A 21,793-nucleotide genomic window follows, 5' to 3' on the forward strand; every position below is an offset into this window, starting at 1 on the left:
ATCATCCAACTCTCTTCCTAGCTCTCTACAGGAGAAGCTTTTTCGTGTTTTCTCAATTCCAATTTTGCCAATTGAGCACGGTGTACTTCATCAGGTCCATCAGCAAGTCGCAGAGTACGGGCACTTGCCCATTGAGCTGCCAACGTGTAGTCATCCGATACTCCTGCTGCCCCGAACGCTTGAATGGCCCGGTCAATCACACGTAAAGCCATAGAAGGAGCCACCACTTTAATCATGGCGATTTCCTGTTTTGCTGCTTTATTGCCGACTGTATCCATCATGTAGGCTGCTTTCATCGTAAGAAGACGGGCTTGTTCTATTTCAATTCTTGAATTCGCAATCCATTCTCTTACGACCCCTTGACTTGCCAATGCCATTCCAAATGCATCACGATCCTGAACACGCTTACATAATTCTTCAAGTGCCCGCTCTGCTGCACCGATCAATCTCATGCAATGATGAATTCGCCCCGGTCCCAACCTTCCTTGAGCAATAGCGAAACCTTTTCCTTCACCCCAGATCATATTTTCTTGAGGAACTCTTACATCGGTAAAGGTGATTTCACCATGACCATGAGGGGCATGATCGTAACCGAACACAGGAAGCATACGTTCAATTTTCACACCTTGTGCATTAAGTGGGATGATAATCATTGATTGCTGTTCATGACGACTCGCTTCTGGATCAGTTTTTCCCATCAAAATTGAAAAGCTGCACCGAGGGTCACCGGCGCCTGATGACCACCATTTCTTCGCGTTAATGATGTATTCGTCTCCATCCCGGATGATACTCGCCTTTATATTCGTTGCATCGGAAGACGCGACATCAGGCTCAGTCATAGAGAAACAAGAACGGATATCACCATTTAGAAGTGGGATAAGATACTGTTGTTTTTGAGTGGGAGTCCCATAACGTTCCAACACTTCCATATTCCCTGTATCAGGTGCATTGCAATTAAACACTTCAGGGCCGATCAGAGATCTCCCCATGATTTCACAAAGAGGGGCGTATTCTACATTATTGAGCCCGGCCCCATACTCGCTTTGAGGAAGAAATAGGTTCCATAATCCCTGTTTCTTCGCTTCAGCTTTTAATTCTTCCATGATTGTAGGAACCCCACTCCAGCGGGTTTCTTGCTGATTGAGCTGATTTTCATAGAGCGATTCATTCGGGTACACGTATTCTTCCATAAAACGGGATATTCTATTTTGATATTCTTGTACTTTTGGAGAATAGGAGAAATCCATTACATCCATCCTTTCTTAACCACAACAAGTATTACTTCTCACTCGGTTACATCGCTGAGGATCCACCGTCCACGACGAGAACTGAACCAGTGACAAAGTCAGATGCGCGAGCCGCCAGGAAAAGTGCCGCTCCTTTTAAATCATCTTCGGTACCGAATCGATTTAATGGTGTTCCGTTTAAAATGGCTTCCCCTGCATGAGATAGAATTCCTTTTGACATTTTTGTTGGAAAGAATCCCGGTGCAATTGCATTAACATGAATTCCGCGGGATCCCCATTTCACTGCTAGATCCTTCGTGAAATTGATGACCGCTGCTTTACTGGTGCTATAGCCAATGGCATCCATATAACGTGGGTCTGTACCTTGAAGACCTGCTACGGAAGCAATATTAATGATTTTTCCTCCCTGTTGCTCGATCATTAATTTTCCCACTGCCTGTGACATAATAAAAGTACCGTTTACATTCACATTGATAACTTTATGCCAGGCATCAAGAGGCATTTCTTCTGCAGGTGCCCCCCAGGATGCACCACTGTTATTCACTAAAATATCAATGCGGCCGAACACCTTCTTAGCTTCATCTACAACGTGCTGTACATCTTCAGGATTAGTGACATCACATTTCAATGCCAGTGACTGGACACCTATTTCTTCTAGTTCCTTCTTCACGTCTTCACATGCTTCAACGTTTCTCGAGCATACTACAACGTTTGCCCCCGCCTCAGCAAACCCTGTCGCGATTTGTTTTCCGAGCCCCCTGCCTCCTCCAGTCACAAGGGCAACTTTACCTGATAAATCAAATAATTCATTCACATGCATGTTCGTGCCTCCTCATCTTTTACAGCATTTCATTCACACACCTTAGATACTAACCGGTCGGTATGTTTAATTCTATAGTAAAGAATATAGTCTGAATTTTCAATCATAACCACTGGAAATACCTAAATTTATTTTCATACAAAAGAAAAACTGACTCATAAATGAATGAGCCAGCCCACTTGTTTACGCTTCTGCTTCAATGATTTCGTTGTTATACGTTTCGCTATCCAAATCCCCTGTCACTTTACTTGTTATCACCCCGGATGTCATCGCACCACTCACGTTCACTGCTGTACGCCCCATGTCAATCAAAGGTTCAACAGAAATCAAAAGACCCGCTAACGCTACAGGAAGGTCCATGGCGGATAGAACCAGGATAGCCGCAAATGTAGCACCGCCTCCGACGCCTGCTACACCGAAGGAGCTAATTGCCACCACTACGATGAGCGTAAGAATAAAGGAAGGAGTTAATGGATTGATTCCGACTGTCGGCGCAATCATCACTGCAAGCATGGCAGGATACACTCCTGCACAACCGTTCTGACCGATGGATAATCCGAATGATCCCGAGAAGTTGGCAACCCCTTCTGAAACCCCCAATTTATTCTTTTGTGTTTGAATGTTAAGCGGAAGTGTTCCGGCGCTGGATCTCGACGTAAAAGCAAATGCTAATACAGGAAATACTTTTTTCATATAAGTGACCGGATTTAAACCAGTAAGAGTAAGCATGATTAAGTGAATGGCAAACATGATAATCAAGGCAACATAGGATGCTCCAACAAATTCTCCAAGCTTCATGATGGCATCAAAATTACTTAATGCCACTGTTTTAGCCATGATGGCCAACACACCGAATGGAGTGAGTCGTAACACCAAAGTCACAATTCTCATCACTACAGCATAGACGGAATCAACGATCTTCTTGAAGAATTCAGCAGCCTCTGGCTCTTTGCGCTGTGCCCCCAAGTAAGCGATACCGATAAAAGCAGCGAAAATCACGACAGCGATCGTCGAGGTTGCTCTTTGCCCGGTAAAGTCCAAGAACGGATTCGCAGGTAAAAGCTCGAGAATTTTTTGAGGATAACTCTGACCTTCTAAAGATGTTGCTCTCTCCTCTAATTGAACACCCCTTGCCGCTTCTGCCTCTCCCTGATCAATCTGGATCGCTTCCAAATCAAAAGCCACGGTCGTAGCAATCCCGACAGCTGCAGCAACGGCTGTTGTGCCTACCAGCAATCCAATGATCAGCACAGAGATCTTCCCTAAATTATGAGACCGTTTTAATTTAGTAAAGGCTGATATAATCGACACAAACACTAAAGGCATGACAATCATTTGCAGTAGTTTAATATAGCCGGTTCCTACGATGTTAAACCATTCAATCGATTGTGTGACATTTTCATCCCCGGCTTCATATACCCACTGTAATCCAAGACCAAATAATATTCCGAGCCCCAGAGCGGTAAACACCCGTTTTGAAAACGAAACATTTTTCTTTTGCATATAAAGTAATACACCAATGAGAACAAGAAACACCAAAATGTTTAACAAAACAAACCAGACATTCATTCTTACCCCTCCCTCTTATCGTTGATGATGATACAAGTTAGACCGAGGTCTACTGTATAGTATGATGAGGGAGTATGAGATATGTTGTTATAGTGGTTTTATTTTTTATTGTGGATCGATTACAATCGTAAAAGCTTTTGTTGAACAACTTGGGCTAAGTTTTCCGTACGAAAGGGATGTCTTGAAATCGCAGAAATGATTGCTACACCGTCCGCACCAGCTGCCAACACTTGAGAAGCATTTCTCGAATGAATGCCTCCGATCCCGACAAGGGGGATATCGATACCATTTGTTCTTATTGATCGAATGATTTTAGGGCCACTGACCTCTCTACAATCATTCTTCGTATTGGTAGGAAACATTGGACCAACTCCAAGATAGTCTGCCCCTGACTCCATAGCTAACCTTGCTTCATTCACGTCATGAGAGGAGACACCAAGTATTCTATTTCCTATTTTCCGACGGACTTTTTCGATAGGTTCATCCTCCTGACCGATATGTACTCCATCAGCGTTCAATAATAAAGCCAGCTCTACATCATCATTCACGATAAAAGGAATACCGTGTTTACGACATAAACGCTGCAGCTCATGAGCCAGCTCAACTTTCGCATCACCTTCTAAGGCTTCCATACCTTTTTCACGAAATTGAAACATGGTAACTCCGCCTAAAAGGGCTTCCTCTAATACATGTGCCGGATGCTTCTCACAATTAGGGCTTCCCATCACAAAATATAACTGCAGACTTTCTTTTAGATTCATGCATTCATACCTGCATGGTACGCCCAATGATTCGTTGGTCCGTGCTCACTCCCAATTCCCAGTGAGTCACTGATTGCGGCAGTGATAAATTGTTTGGCTGTTTGGACAGACTCATTGACCGTAAGTCCTTTTGCTAATTGTGCGGTAATCACAGCAGAGAATGTACAACCTGTTCCGTGAGTATGTGGTGTGAAGACTCTCGGACTGCTAAACTCATAAAATCTTTTTCCATCAAAGAGGATGTCAGTCGCTTGACTAGATTGAGCATGAGATTGATGCCCGCCTTTTATCACCACATGTTTAGCCCCCATTTGGAATAATATTTTAGCCGCTCTTTTAATGTCAGCTTCAGTGAGGATTTCATGCCCGGTTATGGCCTCCGCTTCAGGAATGTTCGGCGTGACCACAAACGCAAGGGGGATCAATTCATTGATCAAAGCGTTAACGGCTTCCCTCTCCAATAAAGCTGCTCCCCCTTTTGCTATCATGACAGGATCCACAACGAGCTTCTTCCAGGAGTGTAATCGAACAAAGTCGGCAACATGAGAAATAATGTCTTCGTTCACCAGCATGCCCGTTTTGATGGCTTTGGGAGGTAAATCTTCAGCAATCGAGGTTAATTGATTAATGACAGCCTCAGCTGATAATGGATACACACCTTGTACACCTCTAGTATTTTGCGCCGTCACTGCTGTGATGGCAGACATTCCATAGACTTTCAGCTCCTGAAACGTCTTGAGATCTGCCTGGATCCCAGCCCCACCGCCACAGTCAGATCCGGCAATCGTCAATGCTTTTTGAATCATGTTGTTCTCCTCCCTTTATCCCAAGTAACGATGATAAACCGATTTTGCTTCCCTTATATCTTTTGTTCCGTGAACGAGAGTACGTCCATCACGAAAGAGTACGATTCGATAAGATTCAACCTCGAATGAAATCAAATATGGATTTCTAACAACTTGTTTCCCCTGGAGTTCTAACGATTTTGATCGTTCAATAAGATCGATGCCAGGTTTTGTAACTGGACGGATCTGAACTGAATCCCTCCCACAAAGGACTGCTGTTTTCGTTTGATTTTCGTATTTCAGACTGGGGAATGTACGATGCTCTCCACATGAAGGGCATCCATCCCTTTTCAGCTTGCTCACATCCAGGGAAGTATGCTCATTTTTCCATAAATCAAACGAGACCACTTTATTACCCAGTGCCTCCATGTCTTCTACCAGTATCTTTAATGCTTCTGTAGTTTGATAGGCCACAACTGTGGAAACGGCAGGGCTGATGATGCCCGCTGTATCACAGGTCATTCCACCGATTGGAAAAGTGTCGATCAAACATTGAAGACAGGGAGTGATACCGGGAAGAATAGTGAATGATATTCCGTAACTTCCAACACAAGCACCATAAATCCAAGGAATGGAATATTTTTGAGAGATATCATTTATGATCATTCTTGTATCAAAGTTATCCGTTGCATCGATGATAAGATCTACGTTCTTGGCAAGTCTCAACATCTCTTCTGGCATGGCATCCAGTATATGCTCTTCAATATTTACAGTTGAATTAATTGCTAGGAGTCTTTTTTTTGCCGCTACAGCTTTTGGGATGCGGTTTCTTGCATCTTCCTCGTTATACAGCTGCTGACGTTGTAAATTACTCCATTCTACATAATCACGATCCACAACCGTCAACTTCCCGATACCAGCACGCACCAAGGCTTCTGCATTGCCTGTTCCCAGTGCTCCCGCCCCGATCAGCAACACATGTTTATTTCTTATTAACTTTTGTCCCTCTGTTCCGATGGGCTGAAACAGCGTTTGTCTTGAATATCTATCTTCCATCAGACACTCATACCCTCCACTGGGCTGCTTGCTGTTGCATAACGTTTCTTCGGAATTCTTCCAGCCTCATATCCGAATCGTCCACCTTCAATCGCAAGTCTCATAGCATTCGCCATCATAACGGGATCGTTCGCAGAAGAAACGGCTGTATTGAGTAATACAGCATCAGCCCCGAGTTCCATTGCAAGAGCTGCATCTGAGGGAGAACCAATTCCGGCATCCACAATGACCGGTACCTTTGTTTGCTCAATAATGAAAGTGAGATTGACAGGATTGATGATTCCCTGTCCAGATCCTATAGGGGAAGCGCCCGGCATGATGGCATGGGCCCCCAACTCTTCCAATCTCCTTGCAAGAACAACATCGTCAGAAGTATAGGGAAGCACTGTAAAGCCTTCTTTTATTAATTCTTCTGTTGCTTTCAGTGTTTCGACAGGATCGGGAAGTAGCGTTTTATCACATCCGATCACTTCTACCTTAATCATGTCACAGAGCCCTGAAGCTCTCGCCAATTGTGCATGTCGGACCGCTTCCTGAGCACATTTAGCCCCTGCCGTATTCGGTAATAATGAATAGTTTTCAAGATTCAGTTTTTCTAAAAAATTAGGTTGACCAGGTTCAAAGATATTCATGCGCCTTACCGTGAACGTAAGAATTTCCGCACCAGAAACCTCGACAGCTCTTTTCTGGATATCAAAATCAGGATATTTTCCCGTTCCCAGTAAAAGTCTTGAATGGAATGTGTACTTTCCGATTTTCAACATTTCAACCGCCTCCTACAAATTGGACTAACTCTAAGATATCCCCATGTTTCACTTTGGTGGTCTTGTGCTCTTGTTTTTCAAGAATGGTTTGGTTCTGTTCAACGATGATCATTCGGTTTTCCAGGTTAAAATGATGAATCAATTCCAATACTGTTGTAATTGATTCCGGCACCGTGACCAGCTGACCGTTAATTCGTAATTCCATCTTCTCATCTCCTTACGTATGAAAGTAGGGGATGGGATTCCTTCCCCTCTATCAGATCTGCAATCAATACCCCTGTTATTGGCGCCAGGAGTATACCATTACGATAATGCCCCGTTGCAATGGAAAGTCCCTTCCATTCCTCACTTCTCCCCATAAACGGCACCCCTTGTTCTGTTTGAGGCCGTATCCCGGCCCAAGCTTTTTCCCACTTGGCATCAACCAATTCTGGAAGGATGGATGTGGCCAAATGCATAAGGCTCATTAATCCACCTATGGTAATCTCTTCATCGAAGGTATGGGGGTGCTCTGTTGCACCGATTAAAAGACGCCCCCACGCTTTTGGAACAATGTAGCAGCCTTCTGTAAAGATGGTCCTCTCCACTATTTTTCCAGGGACTTGAACGGAAAAGCATTCACCCTTAACTGGAAAACTTTTGAACTTTATATCCAGTCGATCCAAGAGGAATCGACTCCAAGCACCGCCAGCTACAATCGTTTCATCTGCATAAAAGTCACCTTTAGACGTCCTGACTCCAGTAATTTTGTTTCTCTCTTTCATAAAATCATACACGTCTGTATATTCACTGATTTCTGCACCCTGCATTTTCGAAGCCGACCCTAAGGCTTGTGTAAGCTTTGGTGCTGAGACGTTCCCATCCTTCGGAATATATAATCCGCCTGCCAGATCTTTTGAAAGATGAGGTTCATAGGAAAATAGAGTGTTGGCGGAAAGCCATCTAATTTGTTCCCCTCGTGATGCTATAGAAGCCGTTTCTACTAACTCCTGTGCTTCCTCCTCCGTTCTCGCCAGCTTAATCATTCCATTTTCCACATATTCAATGTCCATTCCACTGATCTCTTTCAAATCCCTTGCTAAAGAAGGATACATATCACGGCTCTCCTTCGCCAGATGATACAAAGGGCCGTCCCCCTTCAATTCGGTTTGAACGCCGAGCATTCCTGCAGCTGCTTGCGATGCTTTTCCTGCCAGTCTATCCTTCTCTATCAGGAGAACTTTCTTTCCTCTTTTGGACATTTGATAAGCAATGGAGCAGCCTATCACCCCTCCACCAACAATCAAAGCATCATACTGTTTTATCAAGCTACCTCACCCCCTGTGTAATTGTTTATAATAAGATCGGGCTGCCTCTAATGGATCTTTTGAAAGCAAAATACCTGATAAGACAGCGACTCCTTTTGCTCCGGTTCCCGTAACCTCACACACGCGTTCAGGTGTAATGCCTCCTATGGCAATAGTGGGAATCGGGACGGTTTGAACCACTTTTTCTAAGCTTGCCAAACCTCTGCCAGGCATACCCCGCTTTGAAGAAGTAGAATAGATATTTCCATAGAGCAGGTAATCCGCTCTGCTTACCATTGCCTGTTGTGCTTCTTCCACGGAATGGACAGAAGCTCCAATCTGTAAGGAAGGAAAAGTACTCTTCACTAAGCTGATATCCGCACTTTGATGGCCAAGCTGCACGCCTCTTACATTCTTCATAAAGGCAATGTCTGCCCGATCATTGACACATAATTTTGTTAATGGAACTCCTGCTGCTACTAGTCGATCTATGGCCACAGCCATTTCTTTCCCCGTCCACTGCTTTTCGCGAAGATGGAGCATGTCGAGATATGGATAAACGGACTTCGAGATTTTCACTAATTCTTCCACTGATTGTTTTCCTGTTGAAATCACATGTAATTGTTTTCTCGTTTCAATTCCCATAGCGAACATCCCCCGTCGGAAAAATAGGTAGATGGATAGAAAAATAGTAACTGAGCGCAATCATGATGAGAATGCTCCCCAAGAAGTATCCATCATATTTGGAAAAGGTTACGCTGTAGTAATAGGTTCGTTGCCCACTTCCTTTAAAACCTTTTGTTTCCATGGCTACGGCAATTCTGTGAGCTCTTCTGATGCTCTGGGCAAGCAGGGGTATGGAATACGATTTCAATTTATGGAATACGTGCCTTATTCCTCTCCGTTCTTCAACTCCCCTGACTCTCATCGCGTTTCGTATCGTCAAGAATTCTTCAATCATGATGGGGATTAATCTGAATCCGGCCATAAAACTATACGCATACTTAGGTTTTAATCTCAGTTGCTGCATGAGGGAATAGAATAGCTTCATCGGTCTCGTAGTAAGAGCAAATAGTAATCCCAATATAGCGAATACGATGGTACGCAATCCAACATGGATCCCCCGATAAAAGCTCTCTTCGGTAATGTGGATCAATCCCCATTTCATCCATGTTGTTTCACCTTTCCCAAATAAAATCATTGATGAAGCTGTAGAGATGAAAACAAGAAAAAAGGGTAGGATCATTAAACTGACGGTTCTATATGAATACCCTGAGAAAACCCATAACAGGAGAAAAAAGAGAAAGCTCAAATATAACAACAAGTTAAGATAATGAATAAAAAGCAGAATTACAAAAATCCCGATCAAGGTCAAGAGCTTAAAGCTGGGATTGATTTGATGGAGCCAGGTTTCTCTATGCTCGATTTCTATATTCATATTGCTTTACTACCAGCAATCTCATTAAAGAAATCCTGGGTGAGACGCCCATTTTCAATGACCCATACTCTGGATGCAAAGTGAGTAATGATATTTTCATCATGTGTCACCATCAGAATGGTAGATCCTTCTTTTTGATAGTCTTGAAGCATCTCAAGTAACGCAAACGTATTTTGAGAATCCTGGCCAAAGGTCGGTTCGTCCAATAATAGAATATCTTTATTCCTGACAAGTGATGCTGCGACGCTTAACCTCCGCTTTTGCCCCATGGATAAATGATAGGGATGATGATGTTTGTATGGATAAAGCTTGAATCGCTTCAATAGTGCATGCACCTTTTCCTCCACTCTTCCTTCATCCACTCTCATGAGCCGAAAGGTATACGCAACTTCATCAAACACACTGTGTGTCACAAACTGAAACTCGGGATTTTGAAAAACAAACGTACATTCCTCGGGAACATTCTTTCCTTTCACCTGTCTTCCATATAATTCATACGTCCCGGTCGTTTGGATGAATGTCATGAGACTGTGGAGTAATGTTGATTTCCCGGCTCCGTTCTTTCCGGTGATTGCAATCCATTCACCTTTAAAGCTGACGGCATTTTCAAGGTGGATTTTCTCCTCTTTTTGTATATACCCTTTGAAGTTCTCTAGCTTTAGATTCTTTTTTCCAAACGGGGCAACCTTCTCCGGAGGATGGGATGAAAGATAATCTTTCCACGCCTCCGGATACCATACCCCTACCGATTTCAATGTTTCCTTGAAATGTGATAAAATGTGAGCCTTTGGACCATCAGCCACTATCCTTCCATTCACATCGAAAAGAATAATACGATCAATGATCTCCAATACGTGAGTCAACTTATGCTCAACGATAAGTAACGTTTTATCTTTACATGTCGTCTTCACTGTTTCCCATACAGATTTGGTGCTTTCTTCGTCTAACATGGCTGTAGGCTCATCCAGAAATAGTGTTTGGGGATGGAGCGCAAGAGCAGAAGCAATGGCCAATTTTTGCTTCATCCCCCCTGATAGAGAGGAGATTTTTGTATGGGAATCCGTCAGACTTAAATTCACTTTCTCTAACAGATCGTTAATTATCTCTCGCATTTCGTCTCTTGGAATCTGTTTGTTCTCCAAAACAAAGGCAATTTCCTCATCTACATAGGGCATACAAAATTGAGCGTCCGGATCTTGAAAGACATATCCGAAGGATTCAGGACGCTCAATCGAGTCAGCTTTCATCGGCACATCTATCGAATGGGGTATCACACCGGATAAAACCTGGAGGAGTGTGGATTTTCCACAACCAGATGGCCCCAGTAGCAATACCTTTTCCCCGTCTTCTATCGAAAGGCTTATGTCTTTAAACATCAGTTTCTCTGAACCGGAAAATGTAAGGCGCAGATTTTCAATATGCATCGTCCTTCCCTCCTTTACTGATTCAGGGCATCATAATCTTTTTGGTCCGCACGTCTGACCAAACTGGTTACCCCCGTTTTCTCCAAAGCCTTAACAAGATAAAAGGCTCCCATGCCTGCTATCACGATGGATCCTATTAATCTGGCAACAATAAAAAGTGACAAATTCCACAGAACGAGGTCTCCCATGTACCCTTTAAAATAGTCCATCAGAATTGAGCCAATTGCTGAGCCCACAGCTGCTGTACAAATGATGAGGACATCATAACGCTTATAGCGGGTGATAAGAAAAATCAACTCTGCAAACAAACCTTGGATTAAACCGAACAATAGTACCTCGAGACCCCATTCACTTCCCATGAGAAATTCCCCTGAAGAGGCAGCAATCTCTGCCAGAAGTGCGACACCAGGTTTCCGAATGATTAAAAAAGCCACGGTTGCCGCCATGAACCACATGCCATAGATCAGTTGATCAGCATGCAATCCAAATGGCTTTAATAGGTTGTAAACCGGTCCCCATAGCTTATATATAATCCCAAAACCTATGGAGATCACGACCGTTACTAAAATGTCCGTCAGCTTTAATTTAGACATGTATTCTACCTTCCTTACCTAGAGATGCCTGAAACGGCCACTTCTCAAGTGTGTATGCCATTTCCCAAAACTGTAATTCATAAATGCTGCTCAAAATGAAATTCTCTTTCATTCTTTCCTTATCTGTTCCTGTCATCGTTTCTGCCAATACATCCAGTCGCTGGATCTGTTCTTCTACTAGCTCCCCAAACCACTCTCCACCATAAGCTGCGATCCACTCCTGATATATGACCTCCTCAGGTGTACATGATTTCAAGCGTTCACCGATCTCATAATACAACCAGTAGCAGGGGAGTATTGCCGCCAGGATATCTGCGAGCCCCCCATATTGTGCGGAACGATACATATGCGAGGTGTAGGCATAGGCAGTAGGAGCAGGTTTGAACTGCCGTTTTTCTTCTTCCGTAATCCCTAAACGATTTGAGAAATTTTCATGAAGGGAAAGCTCTGCTTCATTCGTTCCTACTGCGTGTGTTGCCATTCTGGATGTAGTATGTAAATCTGTTGCTTTGGCTGCACCGAGTGCCTGCACCTTCGAAAAGTGTGAGAGGTAATAGGCATCCTGCAGAATGTAGTACCTGAAGTTTTCAAGGGGGAGGGTTCCATCCCCGATACCTTTAACGAAAGGATGGTGAAAACTCGCTTCCCAAATTTCCTTCACTTCGTTTCTTAAGTACGCTGTAAATGACATTGTATCTTTCTCCTTTTCCAGACGACCCGAAATGGGCAACAAAAAAAGCCACTTTCATTATGCATACCGCATACAGAAAGTGGCTTGAGATCAGTTTGATAGAATTCGATTCTATGTGACCGTCAAACACCACTTCCCTACGCTGGTCTCAACCAGATCAGGTTCAAAGGGTCTTAAAGTCACACTTTAATCTCAGCCTTTTAGAAGGCACCCCTAGTGGATCGTCCTATGAAATTTTGTATTCGATGTTATCGTACCACGATTCTTTCACTTGTCAACAGCAAAAAGAAAACCTTTCATCATTTTTCCACCTGCCCTTTCCACGCAAAATCAATCATAGCAAAGGATACGCCCTATGAAAAATTAAATGGAATTCATTTAGCGTTAAACTCTTTCAAAGCAAACTTAAGTGATTGCCAGGAATGTATAAAAATACATACGATAGATTACAGTAATACAAAAACTACCATAAAAGCAGGGACGGACCTCCAACATGGAGGTCCGTCCCTGTCCATCATTTAAACCATCCTTTTTCTTTTGATTGCGTGATGGCTTCGATTCGATTTTTAACTTCAAGCTTGTCGAGTATGGTTGAGATGTAGTTTCGGACGGTACCCGTTTTGAGGCTAAGCTCCTCGGCTATCTCCTTCGTGTTTTTCCCGTCAGCAACCAGCTCCAACACTTCTTTTTCACGGTCAGTCAGGGGGTTCTCTTCACTATACACATCGTCCATGAGCTCCGGTGCATAAATACGTTTACCCTCCATTACAAGACGAATCGAGTTCGCCAGTTCTTCACTTGGGCTGTCCTTTAACAAATAACCCTTCACGCCACCTTTTAATGCACGCTGGAAATATCCGGACCTTGCAAAGGTTGTCAGGATAATCACTTTGCAATTTTCGCCTTTTAATTCCTCTGCTGCTTCAAGACCTGTCTTTTTAGGCATTTCAATATCCATGATACAAATATCCGGCTGCAGCTCGTGGACGAGGGCAATGGCTTCCTCTCCATTTCCTGCCTTTCCAACCACTTCCATATCATCCTCTAAACTAAGTAAAGAGCCTAAGGCACCTAATAACATTCGCTGGTCTTCTGCAATAACAATTCGAATCATTCCATTCCCTCCCTGTCTGTTTGCTTGATCACTTTCGGCACTCTCATAATCAAAGTGGTCCCATTCTCGGAATAAACATCTAAGCTCCCATTCACAAATTCTAACCGTTCTCTCATTCCGATTAAGCCGCTGCCTTTAGACTGAGTGTAATCTCCCTCGATTCCCATTCCATCATCCTTCACTATGATGGTCATCTCTTTATCCGATTCTTCGATGATCAGCTCACAGTGTGACGCCTTGCTGTGTTTGACAACATTCGTCACGGCTTCTTTTAGGCACATGCTCAAGATATTTTCCAGAAAGAGTGATGCCTGGGGCAGCATGACCTCATCATCCATCACGAAATCAATTTCCGCTGCCTTTAATAGCTGTTTGATCCTTACGATTTCGTCTTTTAGTCGAATTCCTCTCATTTGAGATACCATTGTCCTTACTTCACTTAAAGCCGTTCGAGCCGTTTGCTGAACATCCTTTAACTCGTTTCGTGCCTGCTCTGGATCTTTGTACACCAATTTTCTGGCCAGATCGCTTTTCAGGCCGATAAGAGAAAGCTTTTGACCCAAAGTATCGTGTAGATCACGGGCAATCCTCTGGCGTTCCTCCTGCTTGACCAAGTCTGAAATACGTTTATTAGCATCTTCCAACTGGTCTTCGAGCTGGACCTGTTTATTTCGGTTATAAATATTAAACGGCAACAGAATGACACTTATCCAAATGATCAGAATAAAAGGAAATTGAGATAAAAATAATTCATCCTGTATAACAAAATTATAATTGATCGATGCCGTCGTTAACACCAAGTGAATGATATATAGGGTTAAAAACGCCACCCGGTTTTTTATATTCCCATTATAGTAGGCAATGTAAAAAGCAAAATAGATAAAATTAAATTGAATGGTCATGGTAATGGATATCGCGATTAAAATCGATGTCCATAAATAAACCGGCCAATCCCTTGAAATAAAAGCAAATCGTAAAGAAATAAAGAACATGATGGTTAAGGAAATCCCTACAACTATTTCAATTGTAGAGGAGGACTGAAAGATAAAATAAAATGGAAGGATGCTGATGATGCTCCATATGTACGGGGAAATTCCGGAACCTTTTTGAATATTGATTAACTTTTTCGGCATTTGCACAATAAAATAACCTCTTTTACTTTCAGTTTTTTAACTATGTAACTTATAGTATGACATAAATTATACCCATTTTCATACAAACGGTATAAGAATTCCCCCGCCCGTTTAGACAAGAAAATCGTATGAAATTCATCATTAACAAATACTAATATTTCCGATTCTGAATCGCCTTTTGCTTCTGCATGATTTCATAGGATTTATGGATAATATCTGTTAAAACATCACCTTTGTAAACTCTTCCAATTTTCGTGTTTTGCTGATAGTATTCAACGATTTCATCCAATTTCTCTGATGTTTCCTTATTGACCCTTACATTAAGTTGCATTCTTCCTTGATCTGACAAGGTTCGCCCTCCTTCCCTATCTATCTGTTAGCAACTGCTAGCACTTTGTTATCACTAGTATAACAGATGCTATCAATCATATATACCGACAAATGACATGAAAAGCTCGTTTCAATACAAAAAAGCCCGAGCGTCAATCCGCCCAGGCTTTCCGTTCAATTTTATTTGGTTTCAATCGAGATTTGTACTGGTTCGATATCCATCTTCACATTGAGATATGAGTAATCATCTTTGTTTCCATCTTTATAACCCCAAAAGCCTTCCGATTGATCTCCTTTTTTGAAAGTCAGTTCAAATCCTTCATCATTAGAAAAACTATAGCTTTTCACTACATCCTGTCCAAAGTTATCAAGAAGGCTATAGCTTAAATAATTTGCAAGTGAAGGATGCGGAGTTAATACTCCTGTATGGGGAGCAGCATTATATTCGTAGTATTCATAGTCTTTTGTTGAAACTTTATGATTACTGATCGCATATTCCTTCGTGTTTAAATTTAATTGATCACCTGAGGTAATCCATGATAAGTATACATTTTTATACGTATGCGATGATTGTGATAGATCTGACTGACTCAAATCTACTACAGAAACGCCGCCTCTACCTTTTACCTCAATGGTTTTCGCTTCGTTATCCACTATCATCGCAGTATCTTCATCGATCCCATACGAGAATTCATTTTCTTCTCCATGCTCAGCAGTGGTTGCAATTAAACGTCCCAATCGTGCTTTTTTATCAAAATGCTGATCCACGATACCGTACGGGAAGAATCCTAATCCCTTTTCAAGATATCCAGGTCCGCCTTCTTGTTGAGACATACCGTCATACGTATCAGAGAATCCTTTTGATAGAGTGTCATAGCTTCCACCACCTGCGATCATCACATCGCTCATGATTGCAGCTCCTGCACTTGTACCGCCAAGAACGGCTCCATTACGATAGATCTCCCAAATATTTTCAAGAGCTAGTGATTGAGTTCCATCTTGGTTTAACAATGTTTCGGTGATATCCGTTTGATCTCCACCTACAAACCAAATGGCATCGTACTCCAGTATACTTTCTGCTATATCCGAATTATTTTTATTATTCATCCAGTTAGACTCGTCTTCCTCCGTCCCTTTAAAATCATGGTTTGATAGAGGAAGAATATCGATATTTTCTTGAGGTACACCGAATGATGACAAATCCTCTTTAAATGCATGTGAAGACTTTAAACTGGAACTTGCAGCAGGGATAATCCCGATCTTCCCATTTTCCCCTGCCCGATTGATAAATTCGCTGTACACTTCTTCATTACTACTTCCTAAAGCTCCTCCAACGATTACAAGGCTGCCTTTTGTTTCAGGATCAAAAGTACTTTCAGGTACTTCTAATGAGGAAGAAGTAAAGTCATGTGAAAGCTGATTTTTCTTATGAAAATGGACGGATACAGGTGAAACATTCATTTCCACATGCAATAGGGAGTATGAATCCTTTTGACCATCCTGATAACCCCAATATCCGTTTGTTTCATCTGTCTGCTTAAACTCCAGCTCAAAGCCATTTCCTTCACTATCGTAAATATAACTATTAATCTTACTTACCGCCTCATTGTCCACCAGGGAATACGACAGGTAATGTGGCAGTGTTCCATAAGATGATAGAATTCCGGTAGCCGATAGGGGTCTAAAGTTATAATATTCATAGTCTCTTGTTTCAACCTTATCCTCGCTCATGTGAAATTCTTTCGTTTTCACATTGAGCACATCACCAGGAGAAATATAACTAAGATCAATGTTCTTTATTTCTTTTCCTGTTAGTGTGGATTGAGATACATCCACTATCGTAATATTACTTCTGCCTAATACTGAAATCGTTTGTTTTTCATTGTTTACCACCATCGCTGTGTCTTCATCAATTCCATAGGCAAGATGATTTTTATTCGTTTCGTAGCGGATGGCTGCTGCCGCTAGTCTACCCAGACGTGATCTTTCATTAAAATGTTGATCCACAATTCCCCATTGAAAGAATCCAAGCCCTTTTTCAATATAGACAGGTGCATATTCTTCATTCGAATTGGATACGTCTTCCGTTATAAACTCTTGACGAAGCCCTCCTAAACTATCACCGCCTGTAATCATCACATCACTCATGATGGCCGCTCCGGCACTTGTCCCACCAAGAACGGCTCCTTTGCGGTAAACCTTCCAAATTTCATCTAAAGCTTTCGTGTTTTTTCCATTGCCCTTAAGTAATGTCTCTGTGATCTTGAGTTGATCTCCACCGACAAACCAAATACCTGTCAGCTTTTTGATTTTTTTTGTTATTTCTTTCTTTTGAGCGTTATCTTTCCATTCGCTTTCGTCTTCTTCTGTCCCTGAGAAATCATGAGCAGATAGAGGAAGGATTTCAATAGCTGTTTCAGCTACACCGTAGGAAATCAAATCTTCCTTAAATTGATTTGATGACTTCAGAGATCCTGAAGCAGAAGGGATGATTCCTATTTTGGCTTTCTTTTTACCCCCTGATAGTTTAATGAATTCTTCATAAACAGCCGAGTTGCTGCTGCCTAAAGCTCCTCCGACAATCAATAGACTCCCTTTGATGCTGTTTTCGTTTTTCTTGGCAAATGTACTGGAAGTTGCCAAGCTGCTCATAACTGCAAATACAGTTATAACAATGAATAGATTCTTCACTTTACCCCAATAACCATTCATCAACATTTCTCCCTTCTATTAATCTATTTTCAATTAATTATTATGCAATTTCCATGCCAACTCTAAAGTATCTGAATTATCAGTCACGCAAGAAGGAAAGGGTTAAAATGGGATGTTTATGGTGAGGCAATAAATGAACCAATAACAAAAAAACCTCTACATTCGTTTGGTTACGAATGTAGAGGGTCCATCTAATATCGATCACCCGATATTTTCCTCACAATATGAAAGAAGGAGACTTTCTTCATCTTCTTCTAATTCAAAGTCAAGATACGTCTCAGTGTTTCTTTCTACAATGGTCGACTGTACGATCCTGGAACCATTCTCGTCTCGAACAAAAATGACTTTTATGTAAATACCCTGTTCTCTGTATAGCTCATCATCCTCGGGTACTTCAATATCAAGAATAACTTCATATCGATCTCCATTTAGTATACCGGTAGGATCTTTCAGTTCCTCGGCACTATGAGTGGTAATATCCATTTATCTAACGTCCTTTCAATGTGAAGCAAATTTCTTTCATCATCCTATTATACACCTAAACCGGCGGATTTTAAAAACGTATTCCTCTATTCAGCCTAGTAAGTAAATGAATGGGCTTGCTCACCAAACTTCGTTATAATAGAAATAGATACAAAGTTTAAGGAGAGAATGCAATGAATTCTAAAGAGATGCAAGAAAAAATCATTGAAAATTATCAAAAGGACGAGCATATGATGATTCTTGTGTTTGCGCAATGGTGTGTGAATCATGACCTTGATCCTGCAACCCTTTATCAGAAAGCTTATCCCAATCAAGGGGAAAATCCCGCATTATTGCAAGGAATTGACTTAACGGTCCCTAAAGAAGAGTCTGAAGAAATTCCCGACACGACTTTACTGGGTGTCCTCTCCCTATTTGGAAACGACGACCTGGCTCATGTCGTCACAGAAGAAATCAGCAAGCGCCCTGGTAAAAAGGGATAATAGTAAGAGGGACGGACCTTGTGAAGGTCCGTCCCTCTTACTTTTCACATGAAATCAAAGTAGTAACGAATGATGTGAAAGAATATGGGGGATGTGTAGGTTAAACTGTCGACACGATTGAGGTAACTTTCTTTTAATGAAGCAAATTTTTTTTGATCACCGATCAGGAGATCACGTTTCAACACAGAAATCGTCAAGCTTCCTACGAAACCAGTTACGCTGATAATCAAGCCCGATAGGATTCCGAATTTCATATCGAGAGGAGTTAAAAAAGGATAAATAAAATAAGATACGCACGTCGTCACCAACACAGCAGCCAAAAAGCCTTCCCATGTAATGGCTGGATTAGAGGTTGGAACTACCTTACGCTTCCCGATGTATATCGATACAACAAACTGAACAATATCACTCACCTGGGTCAGCACAACTAAAAAAAGCACTAGATTCGCACCACTTGTTGGATTAGCAACCTGATAATAAGCAAGGTGACTTAACCCGAAAACCATCAGCATCAGCCCCCATTGTGTCGAGCTGACAGAGCGAAGGAACCCCAATGTCCCTTTCCCCAATAATCGTGGCAGAGGTAATAACAAAAACACATAAACTGGAATAAACACAATGAACATCCCATACCATCCAATATAAATCCAATAAAACTGAATGGGGATCGATAAGTAAGCCCACAAGAAAATCCTTCGATCCGCTTTTCTCGTTTGCATCATAGAAAAGTACTCTTTAAGAGAAAAAAAGCAGAGGATCATCAAGGAGAACATGGATACGATCGGATTAAACAGGGTAGCCAAACAAAAGACAACAAACATCCCCCACCAGGTTTTAACCCGTAACGAAATTCGAGAGAAATCTTTCCCTCTTTGCTTACTCTTAATCTGTAAAAATAGGATGTTCACTACCACCAAACCGATAAAAATAACAAATAAAGTCCATATGGCCGATTCCATATCTTCCTCCTTAAAATGACTATATTTCAAACGATAAAAAATACTGTATAATTAAGCATATGGGAAAATCTACTACTTTAAAAGAGGGAATGAGAAATGCAAAGTAATTATATTTATATTTTACTGACCGACACGGGAACTCTTTTTACCAAATCCATCAAGAAATATACAAAAGCACCATACAACCATGCCTCAATCTCCTTTGACCGAGACTTAAACGAACTATACAGCTTCGGGCGCAAACATCCAAACAACCCCATTAGTGGAGGATTTGTTAAAGAGGATATATTTCATGGGACCTACAGCAAATATCCCAATACCACATGTGTAATTTATCAATTAGAAGTAACGGAACGACATATTGTAAAAATGAGACGGGTTTTAAATGTGTTCAAGAGGAGTCGCACGAAATTTCTCTATAATTTATTAGGGGTTTTCGGGGTATCATTGAATGAACCTGTAGAATTCAGTAACTCGTACTTTTGTTCTCAATTTGTGGCAGAGATTCTTCAACGCTCAGGAATCAAATTATGGAATAAACTTCCAGCTTTAATTACACCAGAAGATTTCAGAAATCATTCACATTTGAAGCTGGTATATGAAGGTATATTATTTGACTATGAACCAATCAAACGAAAAAAAGCAAAATAATCCCCCTCGATTACGAGGAGGATACTTCTTTAAGCCTCATCCACCTTTTGAAGGAGGTGAAATAGAAAATCGTATATGAGCTCATAGGTAGCAAGCATCGTCAGTCCTTCATGAAAATCAGGGAGATCGTTTAAAGTAATGTTTAAATCCCATAATCCATCCTCACCATTAAACAATAAGTCATAAGATGTTTGGCCTTTAAGAACATTTTCCAAGTAATCCTCAATTTGACTGCGATATTTTTTTTGAAGCTTCAACCCCAGCATCGCATCATACGTTCCAAACACGTCATCCACTTCTATCGAAACAGCCTCCACCCCGATCACATCAAACCAGCTCAATTCAAGGAAAACAAACTCGTTTTTATGTTTTTTCAAGTAGGTGATCGGCTGATTCAGGAATAGGAATGATTCTTGAGCGATTAGTTCTTCCGTTTCCTTTTCGCAACGCTCTATATAAGCTTCTTCAAAACGCGAACCGGATTCTCGTGCCCCTACCTTGTCAGCATCCAGTAACCCATTCTTAACTGCAAATTCTTTTTCCTGTGGAAATAAAGCAACGCTACCATTCGATTCTTCGATATACTGCAGTAATCTCTTTCTTAACATCCTTTACCCTCCGCAAATGAAATTTCTCTATTTCTTTTATGCACTACTCTAACTCTAAGTATACAGGACAGTGATCACTTCCGAGTATTTCAGCGTGGATTTCTGCGGTCTTTATAGCAGGTGTTAAACGGTTTGACACAATAAAGTAGTCAATTCTCCACCCAATATTCCGTTCACGGACATTACTCATATAGGACCACCAACTAAAGGCATCATCCCTTGTTGGGTGGATATGCCGAAAGCTATCGACAAACCCTTCCTGGAGGAGCATGGTCATTTTCCCGCGCTCTTCATCTGTAAAGCCTGAATTCCCCCGATTTGATTTGTCATTTTTCAAATCTATTTCTGTATGTGCGACATTCAGGTCCCCACAAAGAACAACAGGTTTATGTTGTTCCAAGTCGGTAAGATACTTCCGTAAAGTATCCTCCCACTCCAGACGTTCACTGAGCCTTGACAGATCCCTTTTTGAATTAGGTGTATATACATTCACTAAATAAAAAGAATTATACTCACATGTAATGATCCTTCCCTCAGGCTCTATATCTTCATTAATGCCATAAGAGACAGACAGTGGCTTCTCTTTAGTGAAAACAGACGTTCCTGAATAGCCCTTTCGCTTCGCATAATTCCAATATTGATGGTATCCATCTAATTCTAATGAGATTTGCCCATCTTGAAGCTTTGTTTCTTGAAGGCAAAAAATATCTGCGTCCATATGTTGAAAGTAATCCAAAAATCCTTTTTTTACACACGCTCTAATTCCATTTACATTCCACGATACTAGTTTCATATTAATCTATATAACTCCTTTACTCATTGCAATACCCTTTATTATCCTACCATAAAACCAACCGAAGACATTCATTATACTGATATAATATATT

24 protein-coding genes and 1 riboswitch are annotated in these 21,793 nt (G+C 41.5%); of the genes, 2 read left to right on the plus strand and 22 right to left on the minus strand.

Going from position 1 to position 21,793, the window contains the following annotated elements; translation table 11 throughout:
* Positions 1-17: 17 nt before the first annotated feature.
* The 19 genes from RSX31_RS04915 to RSX31_RS05005 form a co-directional block, all read right to left on the minus strand.
* Positions 18-1,247: an acyl-CoA dehydrogenase family protein gene (locus RSX31_RS04915; protein ID WP_315633640.1), complete on the minus strand. Its 1,230-nt coding sequence runs from the start codon at positions 1,245-1,247 to the stop codon at positions 18-20.
* A gap of 46 nt (positions 1,248-1,293) precedes the next feature.
* The gene (locus RSX31_RS04920; RefSeq protein ID WP_282137733.1) at positions 1,294-2,067 is read right to left on the minus strand and encodes an SDR family oxidoreductase; all 774 of its coding nucleotides are present in this window, start codon (positions 2,065-2,067) and stop codon (positions 1,294-1,296) included.
* Positions 2,068-2,250: 183 nt separating this feature from the next.
* Complete coding sequence (locus RSX31_RS04925; RefSeq protein ID WP_315633642.1) at positions 2,251-3,636, minus strand: L-cystine transporter; 1,386 nt, start codon at positions 3,634-3,636, stop codon at positions 2,251-2,253.
* Between the two features lie 119 nt (positions 3,637-3,755).
* The gene (gene thiE / locus RSX31_RS04930; protein ID WP_148993945.1) at positions 3,756-4,397 is read right to left on the minus strand and encodes a thiamine phosphate synthase; all 642 of its coding nucleotides are present in this window, start codon (positions 4,395-4,397) and stop codon (positions 3,756-3,758) included.
* Positions 4,394-5,203, minus strand: coding sequence for a bifunctional hydroxymethylpyrimidine kinase/phosphomethylpyrimidine kinase (gene thiD / locus RSX31_RS04935; protein WP_148993946.1), 810 nt, complete (start codon positions 5,201-5,203; stop codon positions 4,394-4,396). The genes thiE and thiD overlap by 4 nt, the downstream gene beginning before the upstream one ends.
* A 15-nt stretch (positions 5,204-5,218) precedes the next feature.
* Positions 5,219-6,238 (minus strand): thiazole biosynthesis adenylyltransferase ThiF, encoded by a 1,020-nt coding sequence (locus RSX31_RS04940; RefSeq protein WP_148993947.1) that lies wholly within the window; start codon positions 6,236-6,238, stop codon positions 5,219-5,221.
* Positions 6,238-7,002, minus strand: coding sequence for a thiazole synthase (locus RSX31_RS04945; protein WP_148993948.1), 765 nt, complete (start codon positions 7,000-7,002; stop codon positions 6,238-6,240). The genes RSX31_RS04940 and RSX31_RS04945 overlap by 1 nt, the downstream gene beginning before the upstream one ends.
* A 1-nt stretch (position 7,003) precedes the next feature.
* Entirely contained in the window at positions 7,004-7,207 is a 204-nt protein-coding gene (thiS, locus tag RSX31_RS04950; RefSeq protein WP_148993949.1) for a sulfur carrier protein ThiS, read from the minus strand.
* A 4-nt stretch (positions 7,208-7,211) separates the two neighbouring features.
* A complete protein-coding gene (gene thiO / locus RSX31_RS04955; RefSeq protein WP_148993950.1) occupies positions 7,212-8,309 on the minus strand; it encodes a glycine oxidase ThiO in 1,098 nt (365 codons plus the stop codon).
* Positions 8,310-8,315: 6 nt separating this feature from the next.
* Positions 8,316-8,933, minus strand: a complete 618-nt coding sequence (locus RSX31_RS04960) for a thiamine phosphate synthase (protein ID WP_148993951.1) — start codon at positions 8,931-8,933, stop codon at positions 8,316-8,318.
* The gene (locus tag RSX31_RS04965; RefSeq protein WP_315633646.1) at positions 8,923-9,726 is read right to left on the minus strand and encodes an energy-coupling factor transporter transmembrane component T family protein; all 804 of its coding nucleotides are present in this window, start codon (positions 9,724-9,726) and stop codon (positions 8,923-8,925) included. Before RSX31_RS04965 ends, RSX31_RS04960 begins: the two co-directional genes overlap by 11 nt.
* Positions 9,723-11,150 (minus strand): ABC transporter ATP-binding protein, encoded by a 1,428-nt coding sequence (locus RSX31_RS04970; protein WP_315633647.1) that lies wholly within the window; start codon positions 11,148-11,150, stop codon positions 9,723-9,725. The genes RSX31_RS04965 and RSX31_RS04970 overlap by 4 nt, the downstream gene beginning before the upstream one ends.
* A 14-nt stretch (positions 11,151-11,164) precedes the next feature.
* The gene (locus RSX31_RS04975) at positions 11,165-11,743 is read right to left on the minus strand and encodes an ECF transporter S component (protein ID WP_148993954.1); all 579 of its coding nucleotides are present in this window, start codon (positions 11,741-11,743) and stop codon (positions 11,165-11,167) included.
* On the minus strand, positions 11,736-12,434 hold the full coding sequence (tenA, locus tag RSX31_RS04980; RefSeq protein ID WP_315633649.1) for a thiaminase II: 699 nt from the start codon (positions 12,432-12,434) through the stop codon (positions 11,736-11,738). The genes RSX31_RS04975 and tenA overlap by 8 nt, the downstream gene beginning before the upstream one ends.
* Before the next feature lie 117 nt (positions 12,435-12,551).
* Positions 12,552-12,659: riboswitch (TPP riboswitch) on the minus strand.
* 289 nt (positions 12,660-12,948) lie between these two features.
* The gene (locus RSX31_RS04985) at positions 12,949-13,548 is read right to left on the minus strand and encodes a response regulator transcription factor (RefSeq protein ID WP_315633651.1); all 600 of its coding nucleotides are present in this window, start codon (positions 13,546-13,548) and stop codon (positions 12,949-12,951) included.
* The gene (locus tag RSX31_RS04990) at positions 13,545-14,681 is read right to left on the minus strand and encodes a sensor histidine kinase (RefSeq protein WP_315634195.1); all 1,137 of its coding nucleotides are present in this window, start codon (positions 14,679-14,681) and stop codon (positions 13,545-13,547) included. Before RSX31_RS04990 ends, RSX31_RS04985 begins: the two co-directional genes overlap by 4 nt.
* Before the next feature lie 151 nt (positions 14,682-14,832).
* Positions 14,833-15,030: a hypothetical protein gene (locus RSX31_RS04995; protein WP_148968911.1), complete on the minus strand. Its 198-nt coding sequence runs from the start codon at positions 15,028-15,030 to the stop codon at positions 14,833-14,835.
* A 161-nt stretch (positions 15,031-15,191) separates the two neighbouring features.
* Positions 15,192-17,723: a cyanophycinase gene (locus RSX31_RS05000; RefSeq protein ID WP_315633654.1), complete on the minus strand. Its 2,532-nt coding sequence runs from the start codon at positions 17,721-17,723 to the stop codon at positions 15,192-15,194.
* 201 nt (positions 17,724-17,924) lie between these two features.
* The gene (locus RSX31_RS05005) at positions 17,925-18,206 is read right to left on the minus strand and encodes a DUF6509 family protein (protein WP_148993958.1); all 282 of its coding nucleotides are present in this window, start codon (positions 18,204-18,206) and stop codon (positions 17,925-17,927) included.
* A 173-nt stretch (positions 18,207-18,379) separates the two neighbouring features.
* Between RSX31_RS05005 and RSX31_RS05010 the strand changes: the two genes are divergently transcribed.
* Positions 18,380-18,688: a hypothetical protein gene (locus RSX31_RS05010; protein ID WP_148968908.1), complete on the plus strand. Its 309-nt coding sequence runs from the start codon at positions 18,380-18,382 to the stop codon at positions 18,686-18,688.
* Between the two features lie 44 nt (positions 18,689-18,732).
* On the opposite strand, the gene RSX31_RS05015 is transcribed toward RSX31_RS05010, so the two are convergent.
* Entirely contained in the window at positions 18,733-19,647 is a 915-nt protein-coding gene (locus RSX31_RS05015; RefSeq protein ID WP_148993959.1) for a phosphatidate cytidylyltransferase, read from the minus strand.
* Positions 19,648-19,743: 96 nt separating this feature from the next.
* On the opposite strand from RSX31_RS05015, the gene RSX31_RS05020 reads away from it, so the two are divergent.
* Positions 19,744-20,298, plus strand: coding sequence for a hypothetical protein (locus RSX31_RS05020; RefSeq protein WP_315633657.1), 555 nt, complete (start codon positions 19,744-19,746; stop codon positions 20,296-20,298).
* 29 nt (positions 20,299-20,327) lie between these two features.
* On the opposite strand, the gene RSX31_RS05025 is transcribed toward RSX31_RS05020, so the two are convergent.
* Both RSX31_RS05025 and RSX31_RS05030 read right to left on the minus strand, forming a co-directional pair.
* On the minus strand, positions 20,328-20,906 hold the full coding sequence (locus tag RSX31_RS05025) for a branched-chain amino acid aminotransferase (protein WP_148993961.1): 579 nt from the start codon (positions 20,904-20,906) through the stop codon (positions 20,328-20,330).
* A 43-nt stretch (positions 20,907-20,949) separates the two neighbouring features.
* A complete protein-coding gene (locus RSX31_RS05030) occupies positions 20,950-21,699 on the minus strand; it encodes an exodeoxyribonuclease III (RefSeq protein WP_148993962.1) in 750 nt (249 codons plus the stop codon).
* Positions 21,700-21,793: the final 94 nt, after the last annotated feature.

This window comes from Rossellomorea yichunensis, assembly GCF_032337515.1.
Taxonomy (GTDB): domain Bacteria; phylum Bacillota; class Bacilli; order Bacillales; family Bacillaceae_B; genus Rossellomorea; species Rossellomorea yichunensis.